This is a genomic window from Vibrio metoecus, assembly GCF_009665255.1.
GTDB classification, from domain to species: Bacteria; Pseudomonadota; Gammaproteobacteria; order Enterobacterales; family Vibrionaceae; genus Vibrio; species Vibrio metoecus_B.
Window position 1 is genome coordinate 419,171 of record NZ_CP035686.1, and the last position, 25,770, is coordinate 444,940.

At 48.3% G+C, this 25,770-nt stretch carries 25 protein-coding genes; 15 read left to right on the forward strand and 10 right to left on the reverse strand.

The window, feature by feature from the left end; all coding sequences use genetic code 11:
* Nucleotides 1-6 precede the first annotated feature (6 nt).
* From EPB59_RS01905 to recD, 3 genes are all read left to right on the forward strand, one after another.
* Nucleotides 7-144 (forward strand): hypothetical protein, encoded by a 138-nt coding sequence (locus EPB59_RS01905; RefSeq protein WP_154171434.1) that lies wholly within the window; start codon nucleotides 7-9, stop codon nucleotides 142-144.
* Nucleotides 145-300: 156 nt separating this feature from the next.
* Nucleotides 301-3,927 carry an exodeoxyribonuclease V subunit beta gene (gene recB / locus EPB59_RS01910; RefSeq protein WP_154171435.1) on the forward strand — a complete coding sequence of 1,209 codons (3,627 nt, stop codon included), beginning with the start codon at nucleotides 301-303 and terminating at the stop codon, nucleotides 3,925-3,927.
* Nucleotides 3,924-6,044: an exodeoxyribonuclease V subunit alpha gene (gene recD / locus EPB59_RS01915; RefSeq protein WP_154171436.1), complete on the forward strand. Its 2,121-nt coding sequence runs from the start codon at nucleotides 3,924-3,926 to the stop codon at nucleotides 6,042-6,044. Before recB ends, recD begins: the two co-directional genes overlap by 4 nt.
* A 29-nt stretch (nucleotides 6,045-6,073) precedes the next feature.
* Here the strand turns inward: recD and EPB59_RS01920 are convergent, their stop codons facing one another.
* Together EPB59_RS01920 and argA are read right to left on the reverse strand one after the other, a co-directional pair.
* Nucleotides 6,074-6,259 (reverse strand): hypothetical protein, encoded by a 186-nt coding sequence (locus tag EPB59_RS01920; protein ID WP_055029121.1) that lies wholly within the window; start codon nucleotides 6,257-6,259, stop codon nucleotides 6,074-6,076.
* A 224-nt stretch (nucleotides 6,260-6,483) separates the two neighbouring features.
* Entirely contained in the window at nucleotides 6,484-7,821 is a 1,338-nt protein-coding gene (gene argA / locus EPB59_RS01925; protein WP_195707031.1) for an amino-acid N-acetyltransferase, read from the reverse strand.
* A gap of 205 nt (nucleotides 7,822-8,026) precedes the next feature.
* Here argA and EPB59_RS01930 point away from each other — a divergent pair, with 205 nt between their 5' ends.
* The 4 genes from EPB59_RS01930 (at nucleotide 8,027) to csdE (ending at nucleotide 10,971) form a co-directional block, all read left to right on the forward strand.
* A complete protein-coding gene (locus tag EPB59_RS01930; protein ID WP_154171438.1) occupies nucleotides 8,027-8,443 on the forward strand; it encodes a DUF2850 domain-containing protein in 417 nt (138 codons plus the stop codon).
* Between the two features lie 70 nt (nucleotides 8,444-8,513).
* Nucleotides 8,514-9,620: a murein transglycosylase A gene (gene mltA / locus EPB59_RS01935; RefSeq protein WP_154171439.1), complete on the forward strand. Its 1,107-nt coding sequence runs from the start codon at nucleotides 8,514-8,516 to the stop codon at nucleotides 9,618-9,620.
* Between the two features lie 96 nt (nucleotides 9,621-9,716).
* Complete coding sequence (tcdA, locus tag EPB59_RS01940; protein ID WP_154171440.1) at nucleotides 9,717-10,532, forward strand: tRNA cyclic N6-threonylcarbamoyladenosine(37) synthase TcdA; 816 nt, start codon at nucleotides 9,717-9,719, stop codon at nucleotides 10,530-10,532.
* A gap of 7 nt (nucleotides 10,533-10,539) precedes the next feature.
* Entirely contained in the window at nucleotides 10,540-10,971 is a 432-nt protein-coding gene (gene csdE, locus EPB59_RS01945; protein WP_195707085.1) for a cysteine desulfurase sulfur acceptor subunit CsdE, read from the forward strand.
* Nucleotides 10,972-11,040: 69 nt separating this feature from the next.
* Here the strand turns inward: csdE and csdA are convergent, their stop codons facing one another.
* The 4 genes from csdA to EPB59_RS01965 form a co-directional block, all read right to left on the reverse strand.
* Nucleotides 11,041-12,252 carry a cysteine desulfurase CsdA gene (gene csdA, locus EPB59_RS01950; protein WP_154171442.1) on the reverse strand — a complete coding sequence of 404 codons (1,212 nt, stop codon included), beginning with the start codon at nucleotides 12,250-12,252 and terminating at the stop codon, nucleotides 11,041-11,043.
* Entirely contained in the window at nucleotides 12,239-12,844 is a 606-nt protein-coding gene (locus EPB59_RS01955) for a DJ-1 family glyoxalase III (RefSeq protein WP_000044236.1), read from the reverse strand. The genes csdA and EPB59_RS01955 overlap by 14 nt, the downstream gene beginning before the upstream one ends.
* On the reverse strand, nucleotides 12,841-13,731 hold the full coding sequence (gene panE, locus EPB59_RS01960) for a 2-dehydropantoate 2-reductase (RefSeq protein WP_154171443.1): 891 nt from the start codon (nucleotides 13,729-13,731) through the stop codon (nucleotides 12,841-12,843). Before panE ends, EPB59_RS01955 begins: the two co-directional genes overlap by 4 nt.
* Before the next feature lie 137 nt (nucleotides 13,732-13,868).
* The gene (locus EPB59_RS01965) at nucleotides 13,869-14,720 is read right to left on the reverse strand and encodes an outer membrane protein OmpK (RefSeq protein ID WP_154171444.1); all 852 of its coding nucleotides are present in this window, start codon (nucleotides 14,718-14,720) and stop codon (nucleotides 13,869-13,871) included.
* A 327-nt stretch (nucleotides 14,721-15,047) separates the two neighbouring features.
* On the opposite strand from EPB59_RS01965, the gene EPB59_RS01970 reads away from it, so the two are divergent.
* The 3 genes from EPB59_RS01970 to EPB59_RS01980 all read left to right on the forward strand — a co-directional run bounded on the left by EPB59_RS01970 (nucleotide 15,048) and on the right by EPB59_RS01980 (nucleotide 16,982).
* The gene (locus EPB59_RS01970; protein WP_055029128.1) at nucleotides 15,048-15,629 is read left to right on the forward strand and encodes an LON peptidase substrate-binding domain-containing protein; all 582 of its coding nucleotides are present in this window, start codon (nucleotides 15,048-15,050) and stop codon (nucleotides 15,627-15,629) included.
* Nucleotides 15,630-15,720: 91 nt separating this feature from the next.
* Nucleotides 15,721-16,305, forward strand: a complete 585-nt coding sequence (locus tag EPB59_RS01975) for an RNA polymerase sigma factor (protein WP_154171445.1) — start codon at nucleotides 15,721-15,723, stop codon at nucleotides 16,303-16,305.
* Nucleotides 16,302-16,982: a ChrR family anti-sigma-E factor gene (locus EPB59_RS01980; protein ID WP_154171446.1), complete on the forward strand. Its 681-nt coding sequence runs from the start codon at nucleotides 16,302-16,304 to the stop codon at nucleotides 16,980-16,982. The genes EPB59_RS01975 and EPB59_RS01980 overlap by 4 nt, the downstream gene beginning before the upstream one ends.
* Before the next feature lie 81 nt (nucleotides 16,983-17,063).
* On the opposite strand, the gene EPB59_RS01985 is transcribed toward EPB59_RS01980, so the two are convergent.
* From EPB59_RS01985 to EPB59_RS02000, 4 genes are all read right to left on the reverse strand, one after another.
* Complete coding sequence (locus EPB59_RS01985; protein ID WP_195707086.1) at nucleotides 17,064-18,374, reverse strand: AmpG family muropeptide MFS transporter; 1,311 nt, start codon at nucleotides 18,372-18,374, stop codon at nucleotides 17,064-17,066.
* A 148-nt stretch (nucleotides 18,375-18,522) separates the two neighbouring features.
* Entirely contained in the window at nucleotides 18,523-19,071 is a 549-nt protein-coding gene (locus EPB59_RS01990; RefSeq protein ID WP_055027581.1) for a peptidylprolyl isomerase, read from the reverse strand.
* Nucleotides 19,064-19,639 carry a YajG family lipoprotein gene (locus tag EPB59_RS01995; RefSeq protein ID WP_055051430.1) on the reverse strand — a complete coding sequence of 192 codons (576 nt, stop codon included), beginning with the start codon at nucleotides 19,637-19,639 and terminating at the stop codon, nucleotides 19,064-19,066. The genes EPB59_RS01990 and EPB59_RS01995 overlap by 8 nt, the downstream gene beginning before the upstream one ends.
* 41 nt (nucleotides 19,640-19,680) lie before the next feature.
* Nucleotides 19,681-20,811 carry a methyltransferase gene (locus tag EPB59_RS02000; RefSeq protein WP_154171448.1) on the reverse strand — a complete coding sequence of 377 codons (1,131 nt, stop codon included), beginning with the start codon at nucleotides 20,809-20,811 and terminating at the stop codon, nucleotides 19,681-19,683.
* 164 nt (nucleotides 20,812-20,975) lie between these two features.
* Between EPB59_RS02000 and EPB59_RS02005 the strand changes: the two genes are divergently transcribed.
* From EPB59_RS02005 to EPB59_RS02025, 5 genes are all read left to right on the forward strand, one after another.
* A complete protein-coding gene (locus EPB59_RS02005) occupies nucleotides 20,976-21,296 on the forward strand; it encodes a BolA family protein (RefSeq protein WP_055051429.1) in 321 nt (106 codons plus the stop codon).
* A gap of 483 nt (nucleotides 21,297-21,779) precedes the next feature.
* On the forward strand, nucleotides 21,780-23,120 hold the full coding sequence (locus EPB59_RS02010; protein WP_055051520.1) for a Na(+)-translocating NADH-quinone reductase subunit A: 1,341 nt from the start codon (nucleotides 21,780-21,782) through the stop codon (nucleotides 23,118-23,120).
* A 5-nt stretch (nucleotides 23,121-23,125) separates the two neighbouring features.
* Nucleotides 23,126-24,373 (forward strand): NADH:ubiquinone reductase (Na(+)-transporting) subunit B, encoded by a 1,248-nt coding sequence (locus EPB59_RS02015; protein ID WP_000523295.1) that lies wholly within the window; start codon nucleotides 23,126-23,128, stop codon nucleotides 24,371-24,373.
* Nucleotides 24,360-25,133, forward strand: a complete 774-nt coding sequence (locus EPB59_RS02020) for a Na(+)-translocating NADH-quinone reductase subunit C (RefSeq protein WP_154171449.1) — start codon at nucleotides 24,360-24,362, stop codon at nucleotides 25,131-25,133. The genes EPB59_RS02015 and EPB59_RS02020 overlap by 14 nt, the downstream gene beginning before the upstream one ends.
* A complete protein-coding gene (locus EPB59_RS02025) occupies nucleotides 25,133-25,765 on the forward strand; it encodes an NADH:ubiquinone reductase (Na(+)-transporting) subunit D (RefSeq protein WP_055051427.1) in 633 nt (210 codons plus the stop codon). Before EPB59_RS02020 ends, EPB59_RS02025 begins: the two co-directional genes overlap by 1 nt.
* The last annotated feature ends 5 nt before the right edge of the window (nucleotides 25,766-25,770 follow it).

Consider the following 25,770-nt stretch of genomic DNA (forward strand, 5'->3'; position numbering starts at 1 on the left):
ATAGCAATGAATAGATTCGCCATGAATGGATTGGCAATGAGAGATGCGTGGGAAGTGGGTGGCCGCCAGAAAATCATTATTGGTGTAGGGCGTTCGCTGTACGGCCACAGGTCAGAGGGACCTAAATTCTTGTGTAACAAATGAATTTGTTAACGTGCGCGCAGTGTAAAGCGCCGCCTTGGCTTGTGCCGTGAAGTGGATCCCATAAGCCCATACTCAATCACGGTTTTTAGTTTAATGCAGAGAAATATTCGTTTTAGCTCACATCTCTGTCATCGGTAGATAGAAGGATTAAGGCTGATGAGTGCCGATTCAAATAAGCTGGCTGTTACGCTCGATACGTTGCGCTTTCCTTTGCATGGAGCGCGGCTGATTGAAGCCTCGGCAGGTACCGGAAAAACCTACACCATTGCCGGACTCTATCTGCGTCTGGTGCTTGGGCATGGTTGCGCGGAAACTCGCCACGCGCATCCACTGAGTGTGGATCAAATTCTGGTGGTGACTTTTACCGAAGCGGCCACCGCAGAGCTGCGTGACCGTATTCGTCGCCGCTTACACGATGCGCGCCTCGCCTTTGCCCGCGGTGCGAGTGAAGATCCGCTGCTTCGCTCCCTGCTGGCTGAATTTACCGATCACAGCCTAGCCGTCTCTTTGCTACTCAATGCCGAGCGGCAGATGGATGAAGCGGCCATTTTCACCATCCACGGTTTTTGCCAACGCATGCTGACGCAAAATGCGTTTGAATCGGGCAGTCGCTTTGAAAATGAATTCGTCACCGATGAAAGTCGCCTCAAAGCCCAAGTGGTGGCCGATTATTGGCGTAGACAGTTCTACCCCTTGCCCATTTCTCTCGCGAACGAAGTACGCCGCTTATGGCCGGCGCCCTCTGCGCTGTTGGCTGAGATTGCCGGTTATCTTTCTGGGCCGCCAGTCAAACTGACCACGCCTTTAATGGAAGGAGATTTGGCCGCGCTGCAACAAGCGCAGATAGCGCGCATTAGCGAGATTAAGCAGCACTGGTTAGCGGAGCGAGAGGAGATTGAGCCTGCCGTAACTGGCTCTGACCTGCACAAAAATAGCCAAAATGCGCTGCTGCGCCGTTTACCGATTCTGGATGCTTGGGCGCAAAGTGAAACGCAAGATCTGCAAGTGCCGTTAGAGCTTGAAGAGTTCACCCAAAGCGGGTTGCTCGCCAAATCAAAGAAAGGCAATCCGCCACAATTAGCGCTGTTTGAACGAATAGAAGCGTTTCTTGCTGAGCCTGTGTCACTCAAAACACCGCTTTTGGTGCATGCGATTCATCACTGTCGTCACTGGTTGGCGAAAGCCAAATCCACTCATCACTGGCTCTCGTTTGATGACTTACTCACTCAACTTAGCGCTGCGTTGGATAATGATGAGCAAGGACTATTGGGCGAGCGAATTCGCACGCTGTATCCGGTGGCGATGATCGACGAATTCCAAGATACCGACCCGCTGCAGTACAGCATTTTCAGTCGGCTGTATCTGGACTATCCGCAGTGTGGCTTGTTGATGATCGGCGACCCGAAACAGGCGATTTACGCCTTCCGTGGCGCCGATATTTTCACTTACATCAAAGCGCGCAATCAGGTGAGCGCTCACTACACCTTGGGCACGAACTGGCGCTCCAGCGCGGCTATGGTGGCGGCAGTTAACCAAGTGTTTAGCTCCGCGACTCATCCGTTTATTTACAGTGATGACATTCCCTTTCAGCCCGTGGCGGCAAGCCCTGGTGCCGATAAACGCCATTGGTCACTGGAGGGGCAAGTACAACCAGCCTTGACCTATTGGTGGCCGGAAGATCTTGATAAACCACAAAGCAAAACCGATTACTACGCGCAAATGGCCGAGGCGTGTGCGGCGCAAATTCAGCACATTTTGACTGCTTCGGCCTCTGGCGCGGCAACCTTTCATCGCGGTGAGGCGATTGAAGCGGGCGATCTGGCGGTGCTGGTGCGCACCGGTAATGAAGCGCGCATGGTGCGTGATGCGCTCAGTCAGCAGGGCATAGCCAGTGTTTACCTTTCCAACCGTGACAGCGTGTTTGCCAGCGATGTGGCACAAGATATTGAACGCTTGCTGCTTGCCGTGTGGCAGCCAGAAGATGAACGCTTGCTCCGTGCGGCTGTCGCCTCGAATCTGTTTGCGTTAACCGCCAGCGAGTTAGATGCGCTGAATAATGATGAAAACGAATGGGAACAGTTGATTGCCGAATTTCGTCAATATCGCCGCTTGTGGAGTGAACGCGGCGTACTGCCGATGCTGCGCGCAGTATTAACTCAGCGCCACATTGCCGAACGTTGGCTGACGGAAAGTGAAGGTGAGCGCTGGCTCACCGATTATCTGCACATCAGCGAACTCTTGCAGCAAGCGACGCGTGAGATCGATAGCGATCAGGGTTTACTGCGTTTTCTGACTCAGGCGATGGCGGATGCTGCGCAAGGATTGGGGGGCAGTGATGAACAGATCCAGCGCCTCGAATCTGAGCGGCGCTTGGTGCAGATTGTTACCATCCACAAATCAAAAGGGCTTGAGTACCCGCTGGTGTTTTTGCCGTTTGTGATGAGCTATCGCGAGAGCAGTGAAGGCAAATATTACGATACTGAATCGGCCACCACTTGGGTCGATTTAACCGGCAATGAAGAGGCCTTAGCCAAAGCCGATCAAGAACGCTTGGCAGAAGATTTACGCTTGCTGTATGTGGCGCTCACTCGCGCTGTGTATGGCTGTTTTATCGGTGTTGCGCCTCTGCGCAACGGGAATTCGAGCCAAGAGCCGACCTCGGCGCATCGCAGTGCGATGGGTTTTCTGCTGCAAGATGGTCAAGAGGGTGGTATCGCGGATCTACAGCAAGCGCTGCTTAAACAGTGTGAAAACTTACCGGATGTCGTGCAATGCCCGCCACCGAAGCGTTTCGAGCAAGCGTATCAGCCCCCCCAACTGGACGAGCGAGAACTGACTGCCCGTGAGTTAAGCCAAGCGATTGATCGCCGCTGGCGAGTCACCAGTTACTCAGGCTTGGTGATGCAATCGAGTCATGCTCGCCATGATCCTTTGCAAGAGTTGCCCTTGCTTGAAGTAGGCGGTTTTGATCTTGATAGTGCGCAAGAGCGTGATGGAGCGGCGCTGGAATCTGTCGAGCGCTCGATTTTCAATTTCCCGCGTGGCGCACGCCCCGGCACTTTCTTGCATTCGCTGTTTGAAGAGGTGGATTTCCAGCAATCTGCACACAGTGAACCCAATACTAAAATCATCCTTGATTTGATGGAAAGTGAGCAGATTGAAAGCGAGTGGCTGCCGGTGTTGCAACACTTGGTTGACACCGTATTGAGCACGCCACTGGATGGTAAAGCGCTGCGCTTACAACAAATTATGGCCGCCCAGCGTCTCACCGAATTGGAGTTTTTACTGCCGATCGAAGTGTTGGATGCGCCAACCCTGAATCGCATCACCCAGCGTCACGATCCGCTTTCGGCACAGGCGGGCGATCTCGGTTTTCATGCGGTGCAAGGCATGCTCAAAGGCTTTATCGATCTGGTGTTTCAATATCAGGGGCGCTATTACGTGCTGGACTGGAAATCCAACCATTTAGGTGACGAACCTGCTGCGTATCATCCACAGCGTTTGAGCGGTGCGATGGCCGAGCACCGTTATGATCTGCAATACCAAATTTATGCGTTAGCGCTGCATCGCTTTTTGCGCAGCCGTTTAGCCCATTACAATTACGAGCAGCATTTCGGCGGCGTGTTTTATCTCTTTTTACGCGGGATGGATGGGCGCAGCGATCAGGGCGTGTTCCATACCAAGCCAAGTTTGGCCTTGTTAGATGAGTTGGATGGATTGATTGCAGGGCGCGAGCTGGTACAAAGAGCGAGTAAAGCTGGGCAGATGGAGCTTGATTTATGATGTTTTGGGATAGCGAAGTGGCGAAACGTCTGCTGGCACAAGGCGCGCTGCGTCCTTTGGATGTGCAGTTTGCCCGCTTTATTGGCAAGCAAGCGGTGCTGGCTGGGCACAACGCTGCAGAAAGTGAGCTTTTGAGTGTACTGAGCGCGGCGTTGAGTGCGGAACTTGGGCGTGGACACATCTGTCTGCCACTGTGTGATGCACAGGGTAATCGCTGCGATCTGGCGGCGCTGATTGGTCTTTATGGTGAAGCGAGTTTGCAGCACAGTGAACGCTGGTTAGCGGTAGACTGGCAAGCCTTACTGCAAGCCTCGCCGTTGGTGGGGCAGCAAGGTGAAGCGGTGCCGTTAATGTTTGATGGCTCAAGGCTCTATCTGCATCGCTACTGGCATTATGAAAAGCAACTGGCGGCGCGATTGACTGAGTTGGCCGCACCCCAACGTTTAACCAGTGCTGAACTGGCTAACTTGCGCGAACGCCTTGATACCTTATTTGCCCGCGACTATTTAGGTTTGTGGCAAGCACTACAGCAAAAGCCGCTGAGCTCAGTCGAGCGGATTCAACTGCTGAATGATCGATTGGATGTAGTGGAATCTGACGCGCTGGATTGGCCGGCCATTGAAGCCGTGGTCGAAAAAGCACAGCGCGCGGCGGATTTGCAACCGTTAGAACAACTGATCCCGCTCACTCACTGCTTAAACTGGCAAAAAGTGGCGGCGGCCGTCGCGCTCACCCGCCGTTTTGCGGTGATTTCCGGTGGGCCGGGAACCGGCAAAACCACCACAGTGACCAAGCTTCTGGCGGCGCTGATTAGCCAAAGCATGGCGCAAGGTAAAGTGCCAGAGATCAAATTGATTGCTCCAACCGGTAAAGCCGCGGCACGCTTAACCGAATCGATGGGGAAAGCGGTGAGTCAGTTGGCGATAGAGCCTGAGATCGCCGCGGCGATCCCGAGCACTTCCAGCACCATTCACCGTTTGCTTGGCGCGATTCCGGGCAGCGCTGAGTTTCGTCATCACGCCCGCAATCCACTCCATCTTGATCTGTTGGTGGTGGATGAAGCGTCCATGGTTGACTTGCCTTTGATGGTGAAACTGGTCGAAGCGCTGCCCAAGCACGCTCGGTTGATTTTGCTGGGCGATAAAGATCAATTGGCTTCGGTGGAAGCAGGGGCTGTGCTCGGTGATATTTGTACCTTCCTGAGCCAAGGTTACGGCAATGAGCAGGGGGCGCAGTTGGCTGAACTGACTGGCTTTACCTCTTTGCGCCAAACCACCAGTAAAATGGTGAATCCGGTGGCGGACTGTTTATGCATGCTGCAAAAAAGCTACCGTTTTGATGCACGATCTGGCATTGGCCAACTGGCGAAAGCGATCAACAGCGGATCTCCGGCGCGCGTTGAAACTGTGTGGCAGCAATCGTTCAGCGATATTGAACACTTTGCGCTCAGTGGCGAGCATTATCAGCAACTGTTGCAAACCTTAGTGCAGGCTTATCGTCCTTATCTGAATTTGCTCAATCAATCGACTGAGCAATTTGAGTCGACAAAGCAAACCATGCTTACACTTGCCAAATCAGCACTCGATGCGTTTAGTCGCTGCCGATTATTGTGCGCGTTACGTGAAGGCGATTTTGGGGTGATGGGGCTTAACTCGCGCATCGAACGGGCGTTGAATGCTCACAAGCTGATTAAAACTCAAGAAGAGATCTGGTATCACGGGCGGCCGATCATGGTGACGCGTAACGATCATGGTTTGGGTTTATACAATGGCGATATTGGCTTGTGTATGCGCGATCGTGACGATGAGCAGGGTAGGTTGAAAGTCTATTTTGAGCTGCCGGATGGCAGTATCAAAGCTGTGTTACCGAGCCGAGTACCGCAACATGAAACCGCGTATGCGATGACCATACATAAATCACAAGGCAGTGAATTTGATTTAACTTTGCTGATTTTACCGCCGGATTACAGTCCGATCCTGACGCGAGAGTTAGTTTACACTGGGATAACAAGGGCGAAAAAACAACTCAAACTGTATTGCGATAACAAGGTATTGCAGCGGGCGATTAAAGTGAAAACACAAAGGGCAAGTGGGTTAGTGGCAAGGTTGGAGCAGTAAATGCTCCGCCAATCCATGGCGGCACAGTATTAGATTCTCGCAAAGGCTTTGGTAAAGGTGATGCTGCGAATCTGGTAACGTTCACATGACTGAAGTAGGAACGTTTTGAGGTTGTCACTGGCAGGGAATACACAGTGCACATCAAGCCCTGAGAGGAAATCAGCGTCTGCCATATCCCAAAAGCTTTGTAGAGAGTTACAAATAACGGTTTTCATACGATTTGCTCTTAGATACTGAATTTAGTAGTAAAAGCAATCCATGCGTGAATTGAGAAAAATCTCAAGCGTCAAATCCTGACAAGAAGTGTTGAACAACATTTAATCAAACGCGCGCATTCTACCGATCTCTCGCACAAAATAAAAGCAAAAATCGAATAAAAAAGATGCAACAAATTGCATCTTTTTTCACTGACTTTCATATGTGTTTTAAGCTGTTGAATTTAAAGCGCCAGCATCAAAATTTTCGAGCGGCGTTGGTAGTTATATAAGCTCTTTTTCGCCATCGGTAGCGCTTCCACATCAACCTCATTAAAACCTTGTTCACGGAACCAGTGCGTGCTGTGAGTGGTTAGCACAAACAGGTTCCGAATGCCCATTTGTTTTGCTTGATGCTTGGTGTGCACCAGTAAATGCAGGCCGCGGTGACCATCACGATATTCAGGATGAATCGCGACACAAGCCATCTCAGCCATGCGTTCTTCTGGATAAGGGTAGAGTGCCGAGCAGCCAATCACTAAACCATCTTTGTCGATGATGGTGAATTTATGGATCTCTTGCTCCAACTGTTCACGAGAGCGGCGTACCAGAATGCCTTGTTCTTCCAACGGACGAATCAAATCAAAAATACCGCCGATATCATCAATCGTGGCTTGGCGGATCTGCTCCGCACTCGCCATTACGATCTGGGTGCCGATACCATCAAACGAGAACAGCTCTTGGATTAATGCACCATCTTCTTTGTAACTCACCAAGTGACTGCGTGGCACACCGGCGCGGCAGGCTTTTAAAGCGGCGCGCAAAAAACGCATGGTGCTGAAACACTCTTCATCATCTGGCGCGCACTCTTGCTCCATGTTTTTGACGAGGCGTTCAACATCACTTGGGAAAAGTTCAGCAATCGCATTGCCTTTGGCATCAATGATCCCTTGCTGTGGGCAAAAACCGATCAGCTTGTCAGCTTTGAGTTTTATCGCCACTTGGGTGGCGACTTCTTCGGAAAGCAAATTGAAACACTCACCCGTGACAGAGCTGGCAATCGGGCCAAGCAGCACAATTGAGCCTAAATCCAACATGCGGTTGATGCCTTCCACATCAATCCGGCGAATGCGTCCGCTGTGGCAGTAATCGACACCTTCATCTATACCTAGTGGTTGAGAGATGATGAAATTGCCGCTCACAACGTTGAGTTGAGTGCCCGCCATTGGCGTATTGTTGAGGCTCATCGAAAGACGCGCAGTGATCGCGTGTTGTAGTTGTCCGGCGGCTTGCATCACTAAGCCGAGTGAGGATTCATCGGTGATCCGCACCCCTTTATGGTATGGCGTATCACGTTGGTTTTTTTCAAGGATTTGATTGATTTGTGGCCGAGCTCCGTGCACGAGTACCACTTTAACGCCAAGGCTGTGCAGCAGAGCGATATCGCTGATGATGTTAGGAAAATTTTTATCGGCAATCGCTTCTCCTCCCAGCATAACGACCATGGTTTTCCCACGGTGGGCATTAACGTAGGGCGCTGACTGGCGAAATCCTTTGACGAGAGCGGTACTGCGAATTTTCACGGCTGAACATCCTTGATGTTTAAATATGCGCAAATAATGACTTTTTATTCTTTGTTGGGCAAGCGGTTTTTTATATGACCGGAGGAGAAATCAACCCATTTCAAATCCTGTTCCTACAAATTAGAACGAATGCAAAACAGTGGGATGACGAAATGATGAATTGTGCGGGTTGTGATAAATCGGGCTTAAGATGAGTTGAGTTCAAATGGTGAAAGCGGAACGTCAAGCAAATGGAAAAAGTGGGGCTTTGAGCAAAGAGCGTTTACTGCTGTTGCTGGCCGTGTTAGGGACGGCTTATGTCTTTATGTTGTACAGCAATATTTTTGGTCGATTGCAGGAGCATTGGTTCCCAAAGTCTGAATTGTATGGTGTATGGGTTGAGCAAAATGTGGCTGCCTATTCAGCACAAAAAATCACTATTGGCACGCAAGGCGTGATCCTTAATGGACGTCTAGTGACTACTCATTTTGACTACGATGGTGCTCAACTCGAATTTATGGTGAATGGGCAACCTTATCGGTTTGAAATCATGTTGGAGAAAAAACAGATGAAGCAAAGCTCATCGGCTCATTATCAACCGGTCTATCAATTGTCAGAATTATCGAAAAAAAACTTCCATTAACAAAACGCCAATTGCACAGTGACGTCGACTTTGTCATCCTCTTGGCAAACTCAAACCATGGACTTCATTTGTGAGTAAACGTCTTCTTTCTCTTGTCAGTTTGGCGCTGTTATTTGGTTGTGCACAACAACCGACGGATCGCGCACAGCAATACCAGCAACAAACCTTCCCGCAAATTCTCAACCGTGTCGATGTGGTTGAATCGAACAAACCTCGCGACTATACCGAATTCAGCAAGCAAAGTGAGTTGGTGGTGCAAGGTTCGGCGTCGTTAGCCAAACTCTATCAGCCTCTGTATGAACAGCTCAACGAATGGGTACTGCAAAGTGGCGACCCCGCAACGCTCACCCAATTCGGCATTCAAACTGCGCAATTGGGTGGTGGTGACAAACAAGGCAATGTGTTGTTTACCGGCTACTTTTCACCAGTGATAGAACTGCGTCATCAGCCTGATCATCAATTCAAATACCCGGTGTACAGCCTGCCTAAGTGCAATAAAAATTGCCCAACTCGCGCGGAAATATACCAAGGTGCATTGGAGGGTAAAGGGCTAGAATTGGGCTACGCGGCGAATTTGATCGATCCATTTATTATGGAAGTGCAGGGCAGTGGCTTTGTGCATTTTGGTGATGATGACACATTGGAATACTTTGCTTACGCTGGTAAAAACAACAAAGCGTATGTCAGCGTTGGCAAGGTACTGATTGAGCGTGGCTTGGTTGAACGTGAAAAAATGTCGCTGAAAGCAATCAAAGATTGGGTGCTTGCTAACGATGAAGAAACGGTGCGCGAACTGTTAGAGCAGAACCCTTCTTTTGTGTTCTTTAAACCACGAGCAGCAGCGCCAGTTACTGGCAGTGCAGGCATTGAGTTACTGCCGATGGCATCGGTTGCGGGAGATCGTTCTATCCTCCCAATGGGGACGCCGATTCTGGCGGAAGTGCCGCTGTTGAATGCAGATGGTACTTGGTCTGGCGCACATCAACTGCGCTTGTTGATCGTGCTCGATACGGGGGGGGCGGTGAAACAAAACCATCTCGATTTGTATCACGGTATGGGGTCACGTGCAGGGTTAGAAGCGGGGCACTATAAGCACTTTGGTCGCGTATGGAAGCTCGGGCTGGAAAACTCATCCACTCAAGCGCCGTGGGCATTGCCGCCAGAAAAACAACAATAGTTTTGCCGCTATTGCGTAGGCAGCAAACTGGACATTTTTGTGAAGAGTGCGTATAAATCGCACTCTTTATTTTTCAGCTAGAGTGGAAATGTGGTTATGCGTGAACTCGATACTCCTGCCTCCGACAGTTACAACCAACGTTTTGGTGGTACGCGCCGTCTGTATGGTTATAACGAAGTCGACATTTTACGTGCCGCGCACGTGTGTGTGATTGGGATTGGTGGTGTGGGTTCATGGGCGGTTGAAGCTCTGGCTCGAACAGGCATTGGCGAGTTGACCCTTATAGATATGGATGATGTGTGCGTGACCAACATTAACCGTCAAATCCATGCCATGACGGGTACGGTTGGCAAAAGCAAAATTGAAGTGATGGCGGAGCGCGTTAAGCTCATCAATCCAGAGTGCAAAGTCAATTTGGTGGATGACTTCATCACGCCGGATAATCAACATCTTTATCTCAATAAATCGTTTGATTATGTGTTGGATGCAATTGATAGCTTGAAAGCCAAAGCTTCTCTTCTGGCTTACTGCCGCAGCAACAAAATCAAAGTGATTACGGTCGGAGGTGCGGGCGGACAAACCGATCCAACGCAAATCACCGTGGCCGATTTGACCAAGACGATTCAAGATCCACTGGCGAAAAAGCTCAAAGATCGCCTGCGTCAGCACCATAACTTCCCAACCAATCCAGCGCGTAAATTTGGGATTGATTGTGTTTTCTCGACCGAGCAACTCAAATACCCACAAGCCGATGGTTCGGTATGCGCCACCAAATCAACCGCAGAAGGTCCAAAACGTATGGATTGCGCCAGCGGATTTGGCGCTGCGACGGTAGTGACAGCGACGTTTGGTTTTGTCGCGGTGGCGCGCATCGTCGATAAACTGATTCAAAAGCATAAAGTGAAGGCGTGAGGGCATGATGAGTCAATTTCCAGCTCATCCGTTTGGTGATGAAATTAATGCACAAACCATCTTAGAGACCATGCAAACTCTGTACGGTTGGGAAGATCGTTATCGCCAGATCATCCAATGGGGTAAGCTGCTGCCTGTGATGCCAGAAGTGCTGAAAAGTGAGCAAGTTCTTGTCTCTGGCTGTGAAAGTGAAGTGTGGCTAGTAGCCGAGCAGCAAGGGGAACAGTGGTTTTTCTGCGCGGATTCCGATGCTCGGATTGTGCGCGGTTTGATTGCGATTGTGTTGGCGGCGCTGAATGGCAAAACTTCTGCAGAAATTAGCGCGTTTTCGATGGATGACTACTTTGCCGAGCTTGGTTTGCTGGTGCATTTAAGCCCATCACGCGGTAATGGCTTGCAAGCGATTGTCGCGACGATTCAGGCCAAGGCACATAACTAACGATATACTTTTTCCAATCAAAAGAGCCTCATAGTCATGAGGCTCTTTTGCTATCCGGGCTGCCGATGTTTACAGCAAATCGACTGCTTTATGGATGGCTGCGAGCAAGCGTTCCACCTCTTCTGCGGTGTTGTACACTCCGAAAGAAATTCGCACCGTTCCTTTTACGCCAAACGCATCCATCAAAGGATGAGCACAATGGTGCCCCGCACGAACAGCAATCCCTTGTTGATCGAGCAAGGTAGCGAGGTCTTGATGATGTACACCATCCATCACTAAGCTCAGCACACTGGCCTTGGGTTGATAACCGAGCACGCGAATTTCATCGATTTGCGAGATAACTTGGTAAGCCTGCTGTTGCAGTTGATGTAAGTGTGCTTCAACGGCTTCACGACCAAGATTCTGATACCAAGCAATCGCTGTAGACAGGGCAATCGCACCTGCCACATTTGGTGTGCCTGCTTCAAATTTGCCAGGTAGGCCAGCAAACGTAGTACCATCAAACGAGACTTTTTCGACCATCTTGCCGCCGCCATGCCAAGGTGGCATGGTTTCTAAAAGCTCAGTTTTTCCATACAGCACCCCAATGCCCGTTGGCGCATACAGCTTATGGCCGGAAAAAACATAGAAATCTGCATCCAGAACGTGAACATCCACGGTTTCATGAACTATGCCTTGGGCACCATCCACCACCACAATCGCACCTTGCTGATGCGCGGCTTGGATCACCGCTTCAATCGGCTGACGAGTTCCCGTGACATTAGTGACATGAGCGAGAGCAACGATTTTGCAGCGCGGTGACAGCATTTGCTGAAAGGCTTCAAGACCAAATTCACCGTTAGGCGTCATTGGGATTTTGACTACTTTCGCCCCCGTTTGCTCAGCAACCATTTGCCACGGCACGATATTGGCGTGGTGTTCAGTTTCACTGACCAAAATCTCATCGCCAGCTTGCAATGTGCTGCGGGCATAACTCTGCGCGATGAGGTTGAGTGCTTCGGTGGCGCCACGCGTCCAGATAATATTTTTGCTGCTTGGCGCACCGATAAACTGTGCGACTTGTTCACGCGCTGCTTCAAATTGGCTGGTGGCTTGCGCCGTCAAACTGTGGCTACCGCGATGCACATTAGCATTGTGCTGGCTGTAGTAGTGGCTGATGGTATCAATCACACACTGCGGTTTTTGTGTAGTGGCAGCACTGTCGAGATAGATAAGTGGGTTGCCGTTGACGGTTTGTTGCAGCGCCGGAAATTGCGCGCGGATTGCATCAAGATTGAGCATCAATAAAACCTGAAAGTTCAGTCAGTTGTTGAGGATGAAGTGCCATTGGGGCCGCGACTTGTTGAGCCAATTCCGCACCAGCGAGCAGAGCAATGATTGCCAGAGCAAACTCCAGCGCGGTGCCCGGCCCTTGGCTGGTGAGCAAATGTTGCGTGGCATAGTAACAGACGCGCTGACGACTCAGACGCTCTGAGGGAATATGGTCAAAAAAGTTGGGGTGACAAGTCATGCGTGCGCCGACAAATTTTTGCTGTTTGGCGAAAACCAGTGCTGGCGTGGCGCAGATCGCCGCAACCAACTTGCCCTGTTGCTGGAAGGCATCCAGTAAAGTGAGTAGGTATTCACTACTGGCAAAGGCTTGTGCACCACCCACTCCACCGGGCAAAACCAGCGCATCAAAATCTTCCGCAGAGAGGGCATCCAGTGTTTGCTGTGCTGTCAGCCATACGCCGCGTGAGCCTTGTACTTGCAAATCTTCGCCGACAGCCGCCATTGTGACTTGAAAGCCAGCCCGCACCAAAGTATCAACAATAATGACACTCTCCATTTCCTCGCTGCCGTTGGCAACGGGGACTAGAATTCGTTTGCTCATGCCTTTCTCCAACTCTGCTCTAAGGTTTTGATTTGTTGATATAACTCGCTGTTTACTGGAGTTGCAACGCCATGCTGTTCGCCTTTACGTACTACGTAACCGGTAATAAAGTCTATCTCGGTTGGCCGTTGGTGGAAAACATCTTGATGCATCGAGGAGCGATTAGCCGCAGTCGCTCGGATGACTTGATAAACCAAATCACGCAGTTTGGTTTCATCACTGTTCACTGCTTCTGCCCGCATAACGGCTGTAATCTCATCTAAAATAGCGGCGATGGTCGGCGCAAATTCAGGTGCATCTATTGCACCGTTTGAGCATTGATTAATCGCCGTGAGCGGATTAATCGCGCAATTCACGGCCAGTTTATGCCACAGAGCGTGTTGGATGTCTGGACTCCATGTCACTGGAGCCAGTGCGTGATTAAAAACGTCTGCGATAAAGTCACAACGTGCACCGAGAGCATTAAAAGGACCCACTTGGGTTTGGCCTAAGCCAGTGTGGTGAACTTGGTTGACGGTGGTTTTGAGTGCACCGTGGGTTGTGGTGGCAAGCAGCACTGGAAAGCTGGCCAAAGATTCGCTTATGGCTTCGACTGCGCCCATACCGTTGTGCATAAATAACAAAATAGTATCGCGATTCAGATGAGGTAGCAGAGGCAACAATGCCGCTTCCACTTGCCAAGCTTTGACGGTGATCAGCAGTAAATCGGCGTTGGCTAGAATCTCTAAATTTTGATTGTTGAACAGTACAAGCTCGCCATTGTCTAGCTGCAGCTCTAATGTTGGCTGAGATTGACGGCTCCATAGTGCCACTTGGTGACCAGCACGATGCAGATGCAGTGCCCACAAAGAACCGACCGCACCAGGGCCAAGCACAACAATGTTCATCTCTATCCCCAATCGAAACTTAATCCGCCAAGGATAGCTAGGGGAGTTTTGAAAGCAATAAAAAATGGCGCTAAGTCGCGCCATTTTTGCTGTTCAGACTCTTTTCCTGTTTAGGAAAGAGCGTGCAGTTTTTACAATTAGAACTTGTAAGTTACTGCTACGTAGTGACCAACGCCTGATGATTCAGGAGTGTGGCCCCATGGCAGAGCTTCGCCATCTTTGAAGCCGTATACGTTATTGTACAGTTTCATACCGTAACCCACCGCGAAGCGGTCTGAGTGCCAGTAGAGTCCGTTAAACATCGCACCGCCGTTTGACGTTTTGCCTGAGATGTCATCTTTCATACCAAATTGGTAATCGATGTAACCTTGGTAAGAGATGAATGAACCGTTCTCGAAGAAGTAGAAAGGTTTGAACCAGTTAGTAGAGATTTGGAAACCGTTCCAGTCTTTTTCATTTGAATCGTAAGTTCCGTATAGGTTTAGGCCAACTTTGCCAAACCATGGAACCATTACGTCTGAACCCAGACCGACTTTTTGAGTGTTAACGCCAGGTTTTCCTGGTACACAATAACCTTTATCATCACAGTTCGTTGCACCGCCGCCGCCCCATTCCATCAGAGTTGCTACGTACAGTTCTTGTACTGGGCCGAATGACAGGTCTGTACCAGTCAATGCATCCAGAGACATACGTGGAGCAAACTTCATGAAGATTTTTTCTGCGCCGTTTTTGTCGCTGCCTTTATCTGAGGTCAAGTTGAACACGTCAACGTAACCGTATAGGTCAAAAATGCCTGAGCGACCGCCAAATTCCATTTCTAGGTAATCATGAGTTGACTCTGAGTAGCCTTTCTCATTGATTGCACCCATCAGGTTAAATTGCATCCACTTGTAATCGTTTTTGTGGATATCGCCATCTGAGTAGTCAGCGGCCAGAACAGGTGCTGAAGTTGCGGCCAATAGGCTTAAAGCAAGAAGTGATTTACGCATAAGGGGAACTCTCTGTAAGTGTGTTGTGTATGGCGGCCGCTTGACTGCAGCTCGTTCAACTGGCGGGCATAATAACGATAAAAATCGCAATTAAAAGTGATAGGAAGTGCAAATTTAAAGGCATTAAGTGATGCCAATCACACCTTTATTAATTAATTTTGAACTTATTTTGTATTTCATAAAATTGCATTTTTATTGTGATCTATGTTGTTTTATTTCTGAGTTTGTCAAATGTATAGGGTGATCGATAAACCAACATATTTGGTGAGTGATCGGCGAATGGACTCTTTTCGTATACCTAAGTGAATTTATGAAAAGGAGTGAGTAATGGAAGAGATAATGTTGTTTCCACTTAGCTCCGTCGTACTTCCTGAAGGGAAAATGAAGCTGCGTATATTTGAGCCCCGCTACCAGCGTATGGTGGCTCAATGCAGTAAAACGGGTAGTGGATTTGGCCTTTGCTTGTTCGATAGCAAGTCGAATAAAAATGCAAACGAATTATCTAAATTTGGGACTTTAGTCAAAATCGTTGATTTTGAAACGTTAAGCGATGGTCTGCTGGGTATCACCGTGGTTGGTATGCGTCGCTTTGTGATTCGTAAAGTTCGGGTTGAGTATGATGGCTTACGCATCGCAACGGTGCAGTGGTTGCCTGATTGGCCTAGTCAGGAGTTGTTAGCGAGGGAGCGTTTTTTAGGTGAACAACTGCAAGAAGTGTATCGACAGTTTCCACAAATCGGAGAACTACACAGCTTGTGTTTTTTTGATGATGCGAGTTGGGTCTGTCAACGTTGGCTTGAGCTGCTACCTTTAAGTAACGATCAATTTGATGTATTAGTGGGACAAACAGATTGCCATGCGGCCTTGGCTTTTTTGCAACGCACCATCGAATCGTATTTGGATACTTGAATAAATTTGTTGGTTAGGATTGATCTTGAGTGGTAACCCTGACGTATAGGCTAGCAAGGGTGTCTGTGTGAGTCATAAAGGATGCGTTTCTATGTTTAATCCATCACCTCATACGTTTGGTCGCCAAGAGTGGCTCGACTGTATGGAAAAGGTCAAAAGCAGAGATAAGCAGGCGTTTGCTCTGGTTTTTAGCTATTACTCGCCCAAACTGAAGCAGTTTGTGATGAAGCATGTCGGGAGTGAACAGGTGGCGCTGGAGTTGGTTCAAGAGACCATGGCCACGGTTTGGCAAAAAGCGAGTTTATTTGATGGGCAGAAAAGCTCGTTAGCGACTTGGATTTACACTATCGCACGTAATTTGAGCTATGACTTATTGCGGCGCCAAAAAGGGCGTGATCCCTATGTGCTTGCCGATGATATCTGGCCTGACGAATATTGTCCTCCCGATTTAGTTGACTACTACGCCCCGGAGCAAGATCTTCTCAAAGAACAAGTTAGGAAGTTTCTTGACCGATTGCCCGAATCTCAGCAGCAGGTGATCAAAGCGGTTTATTTAGAGGAAATACCACAACAGGATGTGGCCGATATGCTTGATATACCGTTGGGCACGGTGAAGTCACGTCTACGCCTTGCGGTCGAAAAGTTAAGATTATCAATGGATGCGGAGTCTGTATGAGTTATCACCCGGATTATGCTTTGCTCGCCAATTACGTTGAGGGCGAATTAGATTGTGCGCATGGTCTTACCATTACTGCTCATTTAGAGATCTGCCCACATTGCCGCGATATCGTGCATGAAATTGAAGGCGAATTGGGTGAGCGACTCAATCAGCAATCGGCACAGGCCGTAGTTTTGCCTGCAGAAGCTGATTGGCAACATATGTTTGATTCGATCGTGGCGTTACCTCAACACCCAGCTGCACCGATAACCGTAAAAACGTGCCCAACCTTGGTAAAGGTCAACGGTAAGCAGATCGCTATTCCCAAGGCGCTGGCTCGCCTTGTCAAACAAGAACAAGCGTGGCGCAGTTATGGCGGCAAAGTGTTTAGTTTACCTTTGCGATCAGAAGAAAATGTACGAATGAATCTGATGTATATCAGCCAAGGTGTTTCGATTCCCCAACATACTCATAAGGGATTTGAGTCAACCTTGGTGCTGCATGGTGGATTCAGTGATGAAAACGGTCATTATGAAGTGGGTGACTTCATTCAGCATGACGGGCAAGTTTGCCATTCGCCTCGTACGCCGCAAGGGCAAGATTGTCTCTGTTTAACGGTACTGACGGAGCCAATGGTGTTTACCCAAGGGGTAGCGCGGATCTTTAACCTGTTTGGTAAAGGGCTCTATCCCTAATTTGGGTTATGTCATGGAAAGTGAAAGGGAGCTGTACGGCTCCCTTTCATTTAGACTTTTCCGCGAAGATAGACAAGTTCTCTATTGGACGATGTTATCTTCGGGTGTTGGATCTTCCTTATGCTGTTTGGCTTTTTCCAACATCAAGCTAAAGTCATGGCGCAGTGAGTAAAGCATGACCAAGCTCGGGATCACCATTACCGCGGTCAAAATAAAGAACAGTGACCAATCATTAAGGTAATCCGCTAATTCTCCACTAAATGAAGCGATCGTCGTCCTACCTAAGTTACCTAGCGAGGCAAGCAAAGCATATTGGGTTGCTGAAAATGCTTGTCCTGTCATTAAGGTCAGGAACGACACAAAAGCCACAGTGGAAAAGGCCGAAGTAAAGTTATCGACGACCAACGTAGCTAAAAACAGGTGTTCATTGGGACCCACTTTGGCGATCCATGCAAACATCAAGTTACTCGACGCCATGGCTATGCCGCCAATCATTAAACCACGCACAATACCGAACTTGATATTGACTAGGCTACCAAGCAAGGTGAACAAAATGGTGATCCCCCAACCGAGTAGCTTAGAGTAGTAGCCGATTTGTTCGTTGCTAAAACCGATTTCCTTGTAAAAGGCGATCGACATACGACCCAAGAAAGCTTCACCGATTTTGAACAGGAACACGAACAGCAGTAGTGTCAGTGCAACGCGAAAACCATTACGCCGGAAAAAATCGATAAACGGCTCGAATACCGTGACGGTCAACCAACTGAGTATTCGATTGCTGACGATCTGTTGGTGACGTTCTTCGGCAAGTTGCTGTAATTGATCTCGCTGAGTGTGTGGCTCACCGACTAGCAAAGTAAACAGCATCAATAAGCCAACCACTCCCGCCATAACGTAGTAAACCCCATTCCAACCCATGCTGTCGGCATTCACGAACGCAAAATAGCCTGGCAGAGAGTACCCTGTTGACCAACCGATCACCGCCATTGCAGAGGCTTGGGGGAGCTTGCTCGATTCGCTTTTTGAGAAGGAATCAATTCGGAAAGCATCGATTGCCACATCTTGCGTGGCTGAAGCAATGGCAATCCCCAAAGCGAACAGTGAGGTGAGCATGAGATTGTTGGCTGGGTTAATGCCTGCGATCAGCAAAGTACCTATTAAAATGATGCATTGGCAAAACAAAATCCAGCTTCGGCGCTGACCAAGCATCGAGTGTAGGATGGGTAACTTGACTCTATCGACCAGTGGAGCCCAGAGAAAGTTAATTGCGTACACCGTAAATATACTGCCGAAATAACCGATGGCAGTACGACTGAGTCCGGCATCTTTCAACCAGCCTGTCATGTTGGAACCAATCAATACCCATGGGAAGCCGCTGGCACAACCCAGCATAAATACCCAAAGCAAGCGTCGATCAAAATAGCTAACAATCAATTCTAGCCAAGAATGGGACCGGGGCTGTTGAACCATAACGAGTCCTTTATGAGAGTGATTAGGAAAGAGAGTCGCACTCCTGCAATGAGGAGTGCGAAGAGGTGATTTAAGGCAGACGAGTGACTTTATTGATCACGATAGGTGTCACGGGAACGTTTTGCATCCGGCCTTGATTTTTGGTCGGTTGCAGAGCCATCTTTTCAACCACATCAAACCCTTCAATGACCTGACCAAACACGGCATAACCCGGAGGTTGTGCTGCATAGTTCAAGAAGTCATTATCCACCAAGTTGATGTAAAACTGACGAGTCGCCGAGTTGGGGTTTTGAGTGCGAGCCATAGCAATCGTCGCGGTATCATTACGCAGACCATTACTGGCTTCATTTTCAATCGGTGCATAGGTTTGCAGCTGATTCATACTTGCATCAAAGCCACCACCTTGCGCCATAAAGCCCGGGATTACCCGATGAAATTGGCTACCTACATAGCTACCGTCATCGACATAACGCAAAAAGTTGGCGACTGAAATCGGCGCCTTTTCTTGGTTCAGTTCGATGGTGAAGTTACCAAGCGAGGTTTCCACCGCAACTTTGGGACCCGCCCATACACAGCTGCTCAGCAGTGCGGTAGCGGCCAACAGCCATGATTTAGCCATTGAAACGCTCCTGCATATAGCTTTGCAGTTCGGTATCGTTGGCAATCTCTTTGAGTACGATATTAATCACATCATTGAGGACCATTTCGATCTCATCATTTGAAGCGCTTAGCATGCCAGTACGCTTAGCCGTGCCGTTGTAACTCTTTACTAGCTTGCCTTTTGGGGTTTCAGCCGTCACTTCCAGTGTAACGCTGCCATCCATTTGGTTTTCCATGATCGAGTGCTTCACTGAAACCAACAACTCTTGGATTTCGAGAGTGATAGTATTTTCACTATTAACGCTGAGGCGGAAACCTTGCGAACCAAACTGTTCAGCCAACGCATTCTCTAGAGTAATGCGAACGTTTTGGCGCGGATGGATAGGCTCGATATTGTTACGGCCACTGTCCACCAATGCCACGTACTGCGCCGAGCGCACGTCTTTACTGACAAGAGAAAAACTGCTGTTTTTCACAATCGCGTTATGACTTAACGTTGCTTGAGGTGTAACGTTGATTTGGGTCTGCTGAGGAGCAGAACAAGCGGTAAGTAAAGCGATTGAAGCCGCAAGAACCAGTTTTTTCATGGTTAATTCCTTTCGTTTTATTGTGCACACAGCCGCAAGGCTCAAGATTTAATAGCTTGTAAGATAACAAATTTACTGTTGTTGGCGATCACTCTAACATGGCTTTTGCCAAACAATCTTGCCAGTTTTACATCGTAGCCGAGGTGGCGATTGCCGATCACCCATAATTTCCCACCTTTTTTCAGAACATGCTTTGAGTCACAGAACATCTGCCAAGCAATGTGATCTGTAATGGTCTGTTGTTGATGGAAAGGCGGGTTACATACAATCATCGAACTGCTTTGTGCAGGAAATTGGTCTAAACAATTGTTTGTCACACAATGGACGTTCCGTTCACCGAGATTATCGGTTAGGTTTTTTTGAGCCGAGGTGATCGCCATAAAACTTTCGTCTACGCATGTGATCGACGCTTGAGGATTTAATTGCCCCAGACGAACGGAAAGCACGCCATTTCCACAACCCAAGTCAATAAAATCCTCTAGAGCGGGATCGGACGGTAAATGCTCAAGCATAAATCTGGCACCCAGATCTAAACTTTCACCAGAGTACACATTCGGTAGATTGGTGAGAGTGATAGCATAAGGCTCGACCTTCCAACAACAATCCTGACTGACCTCAACCACAGGGGTAACGGTTGCAGAGCTGAAGACTAAACGATGTTTTTTCCAAGCTAATGAAGTTGTTGTAGTACCTAAGTATTTTTCAAATAAGCTCAGAGTGGAAGTGTGGATTTCCTTTGCTTTATTGACGGCAATGATTGGGACATTGGCGGGTAAGCTTTTACGCAGTTGAGTTAGTATCCAAACCAAATGACGATTACTTTTAGGCAATTGCAATAACACGAGATCCGCATCACTTGGAATTGGATCCATCGTGGTGAGCATCGTCACCGAGGGGCAATGGTTTTGTTGCAAGTTAGCTTGAGTGGCTTGATGGGCAATATAAGAGTCACTCATCATGCTGACTTTATGTTGCCTTGCAAACCAACAACTCAACGCCCCGAAATGGTCGTTGATCACCACCACATGACGATGATCAGGCAGTTTGAGTTCAGCGACATGCTGAATGAGGTACTCATCGCCAGCGTCCCAAGCTTGCAGGGTTTCATTATTGCGTTTAGGGAAACGATGAAGAGTGAGCGTTTGCTCAAGCAAGGTAAGCTCAGTTTTCATATTGCTCGTGTTTTTAGTAAATTGACGGCGCATTGTCTCAGATGGCGATAAAACAGCAAATGAAAACCTAGGTTTTTGTATTTTTAACCACACGTCAGGCCTTCCATGGTCTATTCTCAATTTGTCATGTTGTCGACACACAAGTGCTCAACAAGGAAAGCAATATGATTCAAGATGTTATTGAAATGAAGTTGCGTAGCGAGCTACAGCCGGATTTTTTTAAAGTCATTAATGAAAGCGATATGCATAATGTGCCGAGAGGCTCGGAAAGCCATTTTAAAGTCACTATCGTTAGTGACCGCTTCACTGGGCTGCGACCGGTTGCACGTCATCGTTTAGTTAATCAAACCTTGGCTGACGAATTAGCTAACCATATTCACGCTTTGGCTATCCATACCTATACTCGTGAAGAGTGGCAACAGATGAATGAAGAGATCCCAGAAAGCCCAATGTGCTTGGGTGGGTCACGAAAAAGCGCTCAATAAAACAGGATGAAATCATTATTCCTGGTCGCTTTTTAAGCAAATTATTAACACAGTTTAAACAAATGGATTGCGATAAATCGAGTTAAGCGAGAGTTTAGCGCAGCAAGATGAAGGATAAGCCTACATAAAATAGGCCTTAATGAGTTTGTGCGATGCTTCAAAAATATGATGATTTCTTAGCCTTTCACTCCGGATTCGTTTGAAATTAAACAGTGATTCAGGGCATTGGTCATGGCATCGAGTTCCTAAAAGATGCTAGACTACAGCACCTGACAAATCCCCCACATGATTTGTGATGGGATTTTTAAAAGGATGTTGCGATTTTAATGGCCAAGGCCATTAAAACGGACACAAACAATGTCGTGTCTACCGAGGTAAGGATTCCGCTAGCGTTGTTCAGTTGTAAGAACAAGGCAAACGGAGTGCGCCTCGAATTTGCGCAATGAAAGAATCTTTTTCCCGATAAAAGTAGTGCAAGTGCGTATGATTACAATAAAAAAGGGATTGGACCTTCCTATCGCAGGAACTCCTTCCCAGGTGATTAGTGATGGTAAAGCCATCAAAAAAGTCGCCTTGCTTGGCGAAGAGTACGTTGGCATGCGTCCTACTATGCATGTTCGCGTAGGTGATGAAGTAAAAAAAGCTCAGATTCTTTTTGAAGATAAGAAGAATCCGGGTGTGAAATTTACTTCACCAGTCAGCGGTAAAGTGGTTGAAATCAATCGTGGTGCTAAGCGCGTTCTTCAGTCTGTAGTGATTGAAGTGGCGGGTGATGACCAAGTGACATTCGACAAGTTTGAAGCCAATCAATTAGCCAGTTTGAATCGCGATGCGATCAAAACTCAACTGGTTGAATCTGGTCTTTGGACTGCTTTACGTACTCGTCCGTTCAGCAAGGTTCCAGCCGTTGATTCCACTTCTGAAGCCATTTTTGTGACTGCCATGGATACCAATCCGTTGGCGGCTGAGCCGACTGTCGTGATCAATGAACAATCGGAAGCCTTCGTAGCCGGTCTTGATGTTCTTTCTGCGTTGACCACAGGCAAAGTGTACGTTTGTAAAAAAGGTACTAGCTTGCCGCGTTCTCAGCAGTCGAATGTTGAAGAACACGTCTTTGACGGCCCACACCCTGCAGGTCTTGCTGGCACTCACATGCATTTCCTTTACCCTGTAAGTGCAGACCACGTAGCTTGGAGCATCAACTATCAGGACGTGATCGCGATTGGTCAGTTGTTCTTGACGGGTGAGCTATACAATCAGCGTGTGGTTTCTCTTGCCGGCCCTGTGGTGAACAAACCTCGTTTGGTTCGTACAGTAATGGGGGCGTCTCTAGAGCAACTGGTTGATAGCGAAATCATGCCAGGTGAAGTGCGTATTATCTCTGGCTCTGTGCTGTCTGGTACTAAAGCCACTGGACCACATGCTTATTTAGGCCGTTACCACTTACAAGTCTCTGTCCTACGTGAAGGCCGTGATAAAGAGCTGCTCGGTTGGGCAATGCCAGGTAAGAATAAGTTCTCTGTAACTCGCTCTTTCCTTGGACATCTGTTCAAAGGTCAAGTGTACAACATGACCACCACCACGAATGGTAGTGATCGCGCCATGGTTCCAATTGGTAACTATGAAAAAGTGATGCCATTGGATATGGAGCCAACCTTGTTGCTTCGTGATCTGTGTGCTGGCGACAGTGACAACGCGATTCGCCTAGGTGCTTTGGAACTAGATGAAGAAGATCTGGCATTGTGTACTTTCGTTTGCCCAGGCAAATATGAGTACGGTCAGCTCCTGCGTGAGTGCTTAGACAAGATCGAGAAAGAAGGGTAATTTCCATGGGCCTTAAAAAGTTTCTTGAAGACATCGAGCATCATTTTGAGCCAGGCGGCAAACACGAGAAGTGGTTTGCACTGTATGAAGCGGCGGCAACGCTGTTCTATACACCAGGTCTGGTTACTAAAAGAAGCTCACACGTTCGTGATAGCGTTGACCTAAAACGTATCATGATCATGGTTTGGCTTGCTGTATTCCCTGCGATGTTCTGGGGTATGTACAATGCTGGCGGCCAAGCTATTGCTGCACTTAACCACCTTTACTCAGGTGATCAACTAGCCGCGATGGTCGCGGGTAACTGGCACTACTGGCTAACCGAAATGCTTGGCGGAACAATGTCAAGCGATGCAGGTTGGGGCAGTAAAATGCTGTTGGGTGCAACCTACTTCCTGCCGATTTATGCCACTGTGTTTCTTGTGGGTGGTTTCTGGGAAGTGTTGTTCTGTATGGTGCGCAAGCATGAAGTCAACGAAGGTTTCTTCGTAACTTCAATCCTGTTTGCTCTCATTGTTCCGCCAACTCTGCCACTTTGGCAAGCCGCACTAGGTATTACCTTTGGTGTTGTGGTTGCTAAAGAAGTGTTTGGTGGTACTGGCCGTAACTTCCTTAACCCAGCGTTGGCTGGCCGTGCTTTCCTATTCTTTGCTTACCCAGCACAGATTTCAGGTGACCTAGTATGGACTGCTGCGGATGGCTTCTCAGGTGCAACAGCACTGAGCCAATGGGCGCAAGGTGGTGCAGGTGCACTGATCAACAACGCAACTGGCCAAACGATCACTTGGATGGATGCTTTCATCGGTAACATCCCTGGTTCAATCGGTGAAGTGTCAACACTGGCACTGATGATTGGTGCAGCATTTATCGTTTACATGGGCATTGCTTCATGGCGCATTATCGGCGGTGTGATGATTGGTATGATTCTGCTGTCGACACTGTTTAACGTGATTGGCTCTGATACCAATGCAATGTTCAACATGCCATGGCATTGGCACCTTGTTTTAGGTGGTTTTGCATTCGGTATGTTCTTCATGGCGACTGACCCAGTTTCAGCTTCTTTCACCAATGGTGGTAAGTGGGCTTACGGTATTTTGATCGGTGTAATGTGTGTACTGATCCGTGTCGTGAACCCAGCGTACCCAGAAGGTATGATGCTGGCGATCCTATTCGCGAACTTATTTGCACCACTGTTTGACCACGTGGTTGTAGAGAGAAATATCAAGCGGAGATTAGCGCGCTATGGCAAGCAATAACGATAGCATTAAAAAGACGCTGTTTGTTGTTATCGCGTTGAGCCTAGTGTGCTCAATCATTGTATCGGCAGCGGCTGTCGGTCTGCGTGACAAGCAAAAAGAGAATGCAGCATTAGACAAGCAGAGCAAAATTCTGCAAGTGGCTGGTATTCAAGCGAAAGGCAGCAAACAAATCGTTGAGCAGTTCAATAAGAACATTGAACCACGTTTGGTTGATTTCAGCACGGGTGACTTTGTTGAAGGCGATGCTGCAAACTACGATCAACGTAAAGCTGCGAAAGCCGCCTCTGAGTCAATTAAACTGACTGCTGAACAAGATAAAGCGAAGATCCAACGTCGTGCGAATGTTGGTGTGGTTTATCTTGTGAAAGACGGCGACAAAACCAGCAAGGTGATTCTGCCTGTACATGGTAACGGCCTATGGTCAATGATGTACGCGTTTGTAGCAGTTGAAACTGACGGTAACACCGTTTCAGGTTTGACTTACTATGAACAAGGCGAAACTCCTGGATTGGGTGGCGAAGTTGAAAATCCAGCTTGGCGTGCTCAATGGGTAGGTAAAAAGCTGTTTGATGAAAACCACAAACCTGCGATCAAGATTGTCAAAGGTGGCGCACCACAAGGTTCTGAGCATGGCGTAGACGGTTTGTCTGGCGCAACGCTGACCAGTAATGGTGTTCAACATACCTTCGACTTCTGGTTGGGTGATATGGGCTTTGGTCCATTCCTGACAAAAGTTCGTGACGGAGGTCTTAACTAATGTCTAGCGCAAAAGAGCTGAAAAAGAGTGTGTTAGCCCCAGTTTTGGACAATAACCCAATTGCATTGCAAGTTCTGGGTGTGTGTTCGGCACTGGCGGTAACCACTAAGCTGGAAACGGCATTTGTTATGACGTTGGCGGTAATGTTTGTTACTGCATTGTCTAACTTCTTCGTTTCTCTGATCCGTAACCACATTCCTAACAGCGTACGTATCATCGTGCAGATGGCCATTATCGCGTCGCTAGTAATCGTGGTAGACCAGATTCTGAAAGCGTATCTGTACGATATTTCTAAGCAACTGTCGGTATTCGTTGGTCTGATTATCACCAACTGTATCGTAATGGGCCGTGCAGAAGCGTTTGCGATGAAGTCGGCGCCAATCCCTTCTTTTATTGATGGTATTGGTAACGGTCTAGGATATGGTTTCGTGCTGATGTCGGTTGGTTTCTTCCGTGAGCTTTTGGGTTCAGGCAAACTGTTTGGTTTGGAAATTCTTCCTCTTATCAGCAACGGTGGTTGGTATCAGCCAAATGGTCTGATGCTACTCGCGCCTTCAGCATTCTTCCTGATCGGCTTCATGATTTGGACGATTCGTACGTTCAAACCAGAACAAGTAGAAGCGAAGGAGTAAGGTTG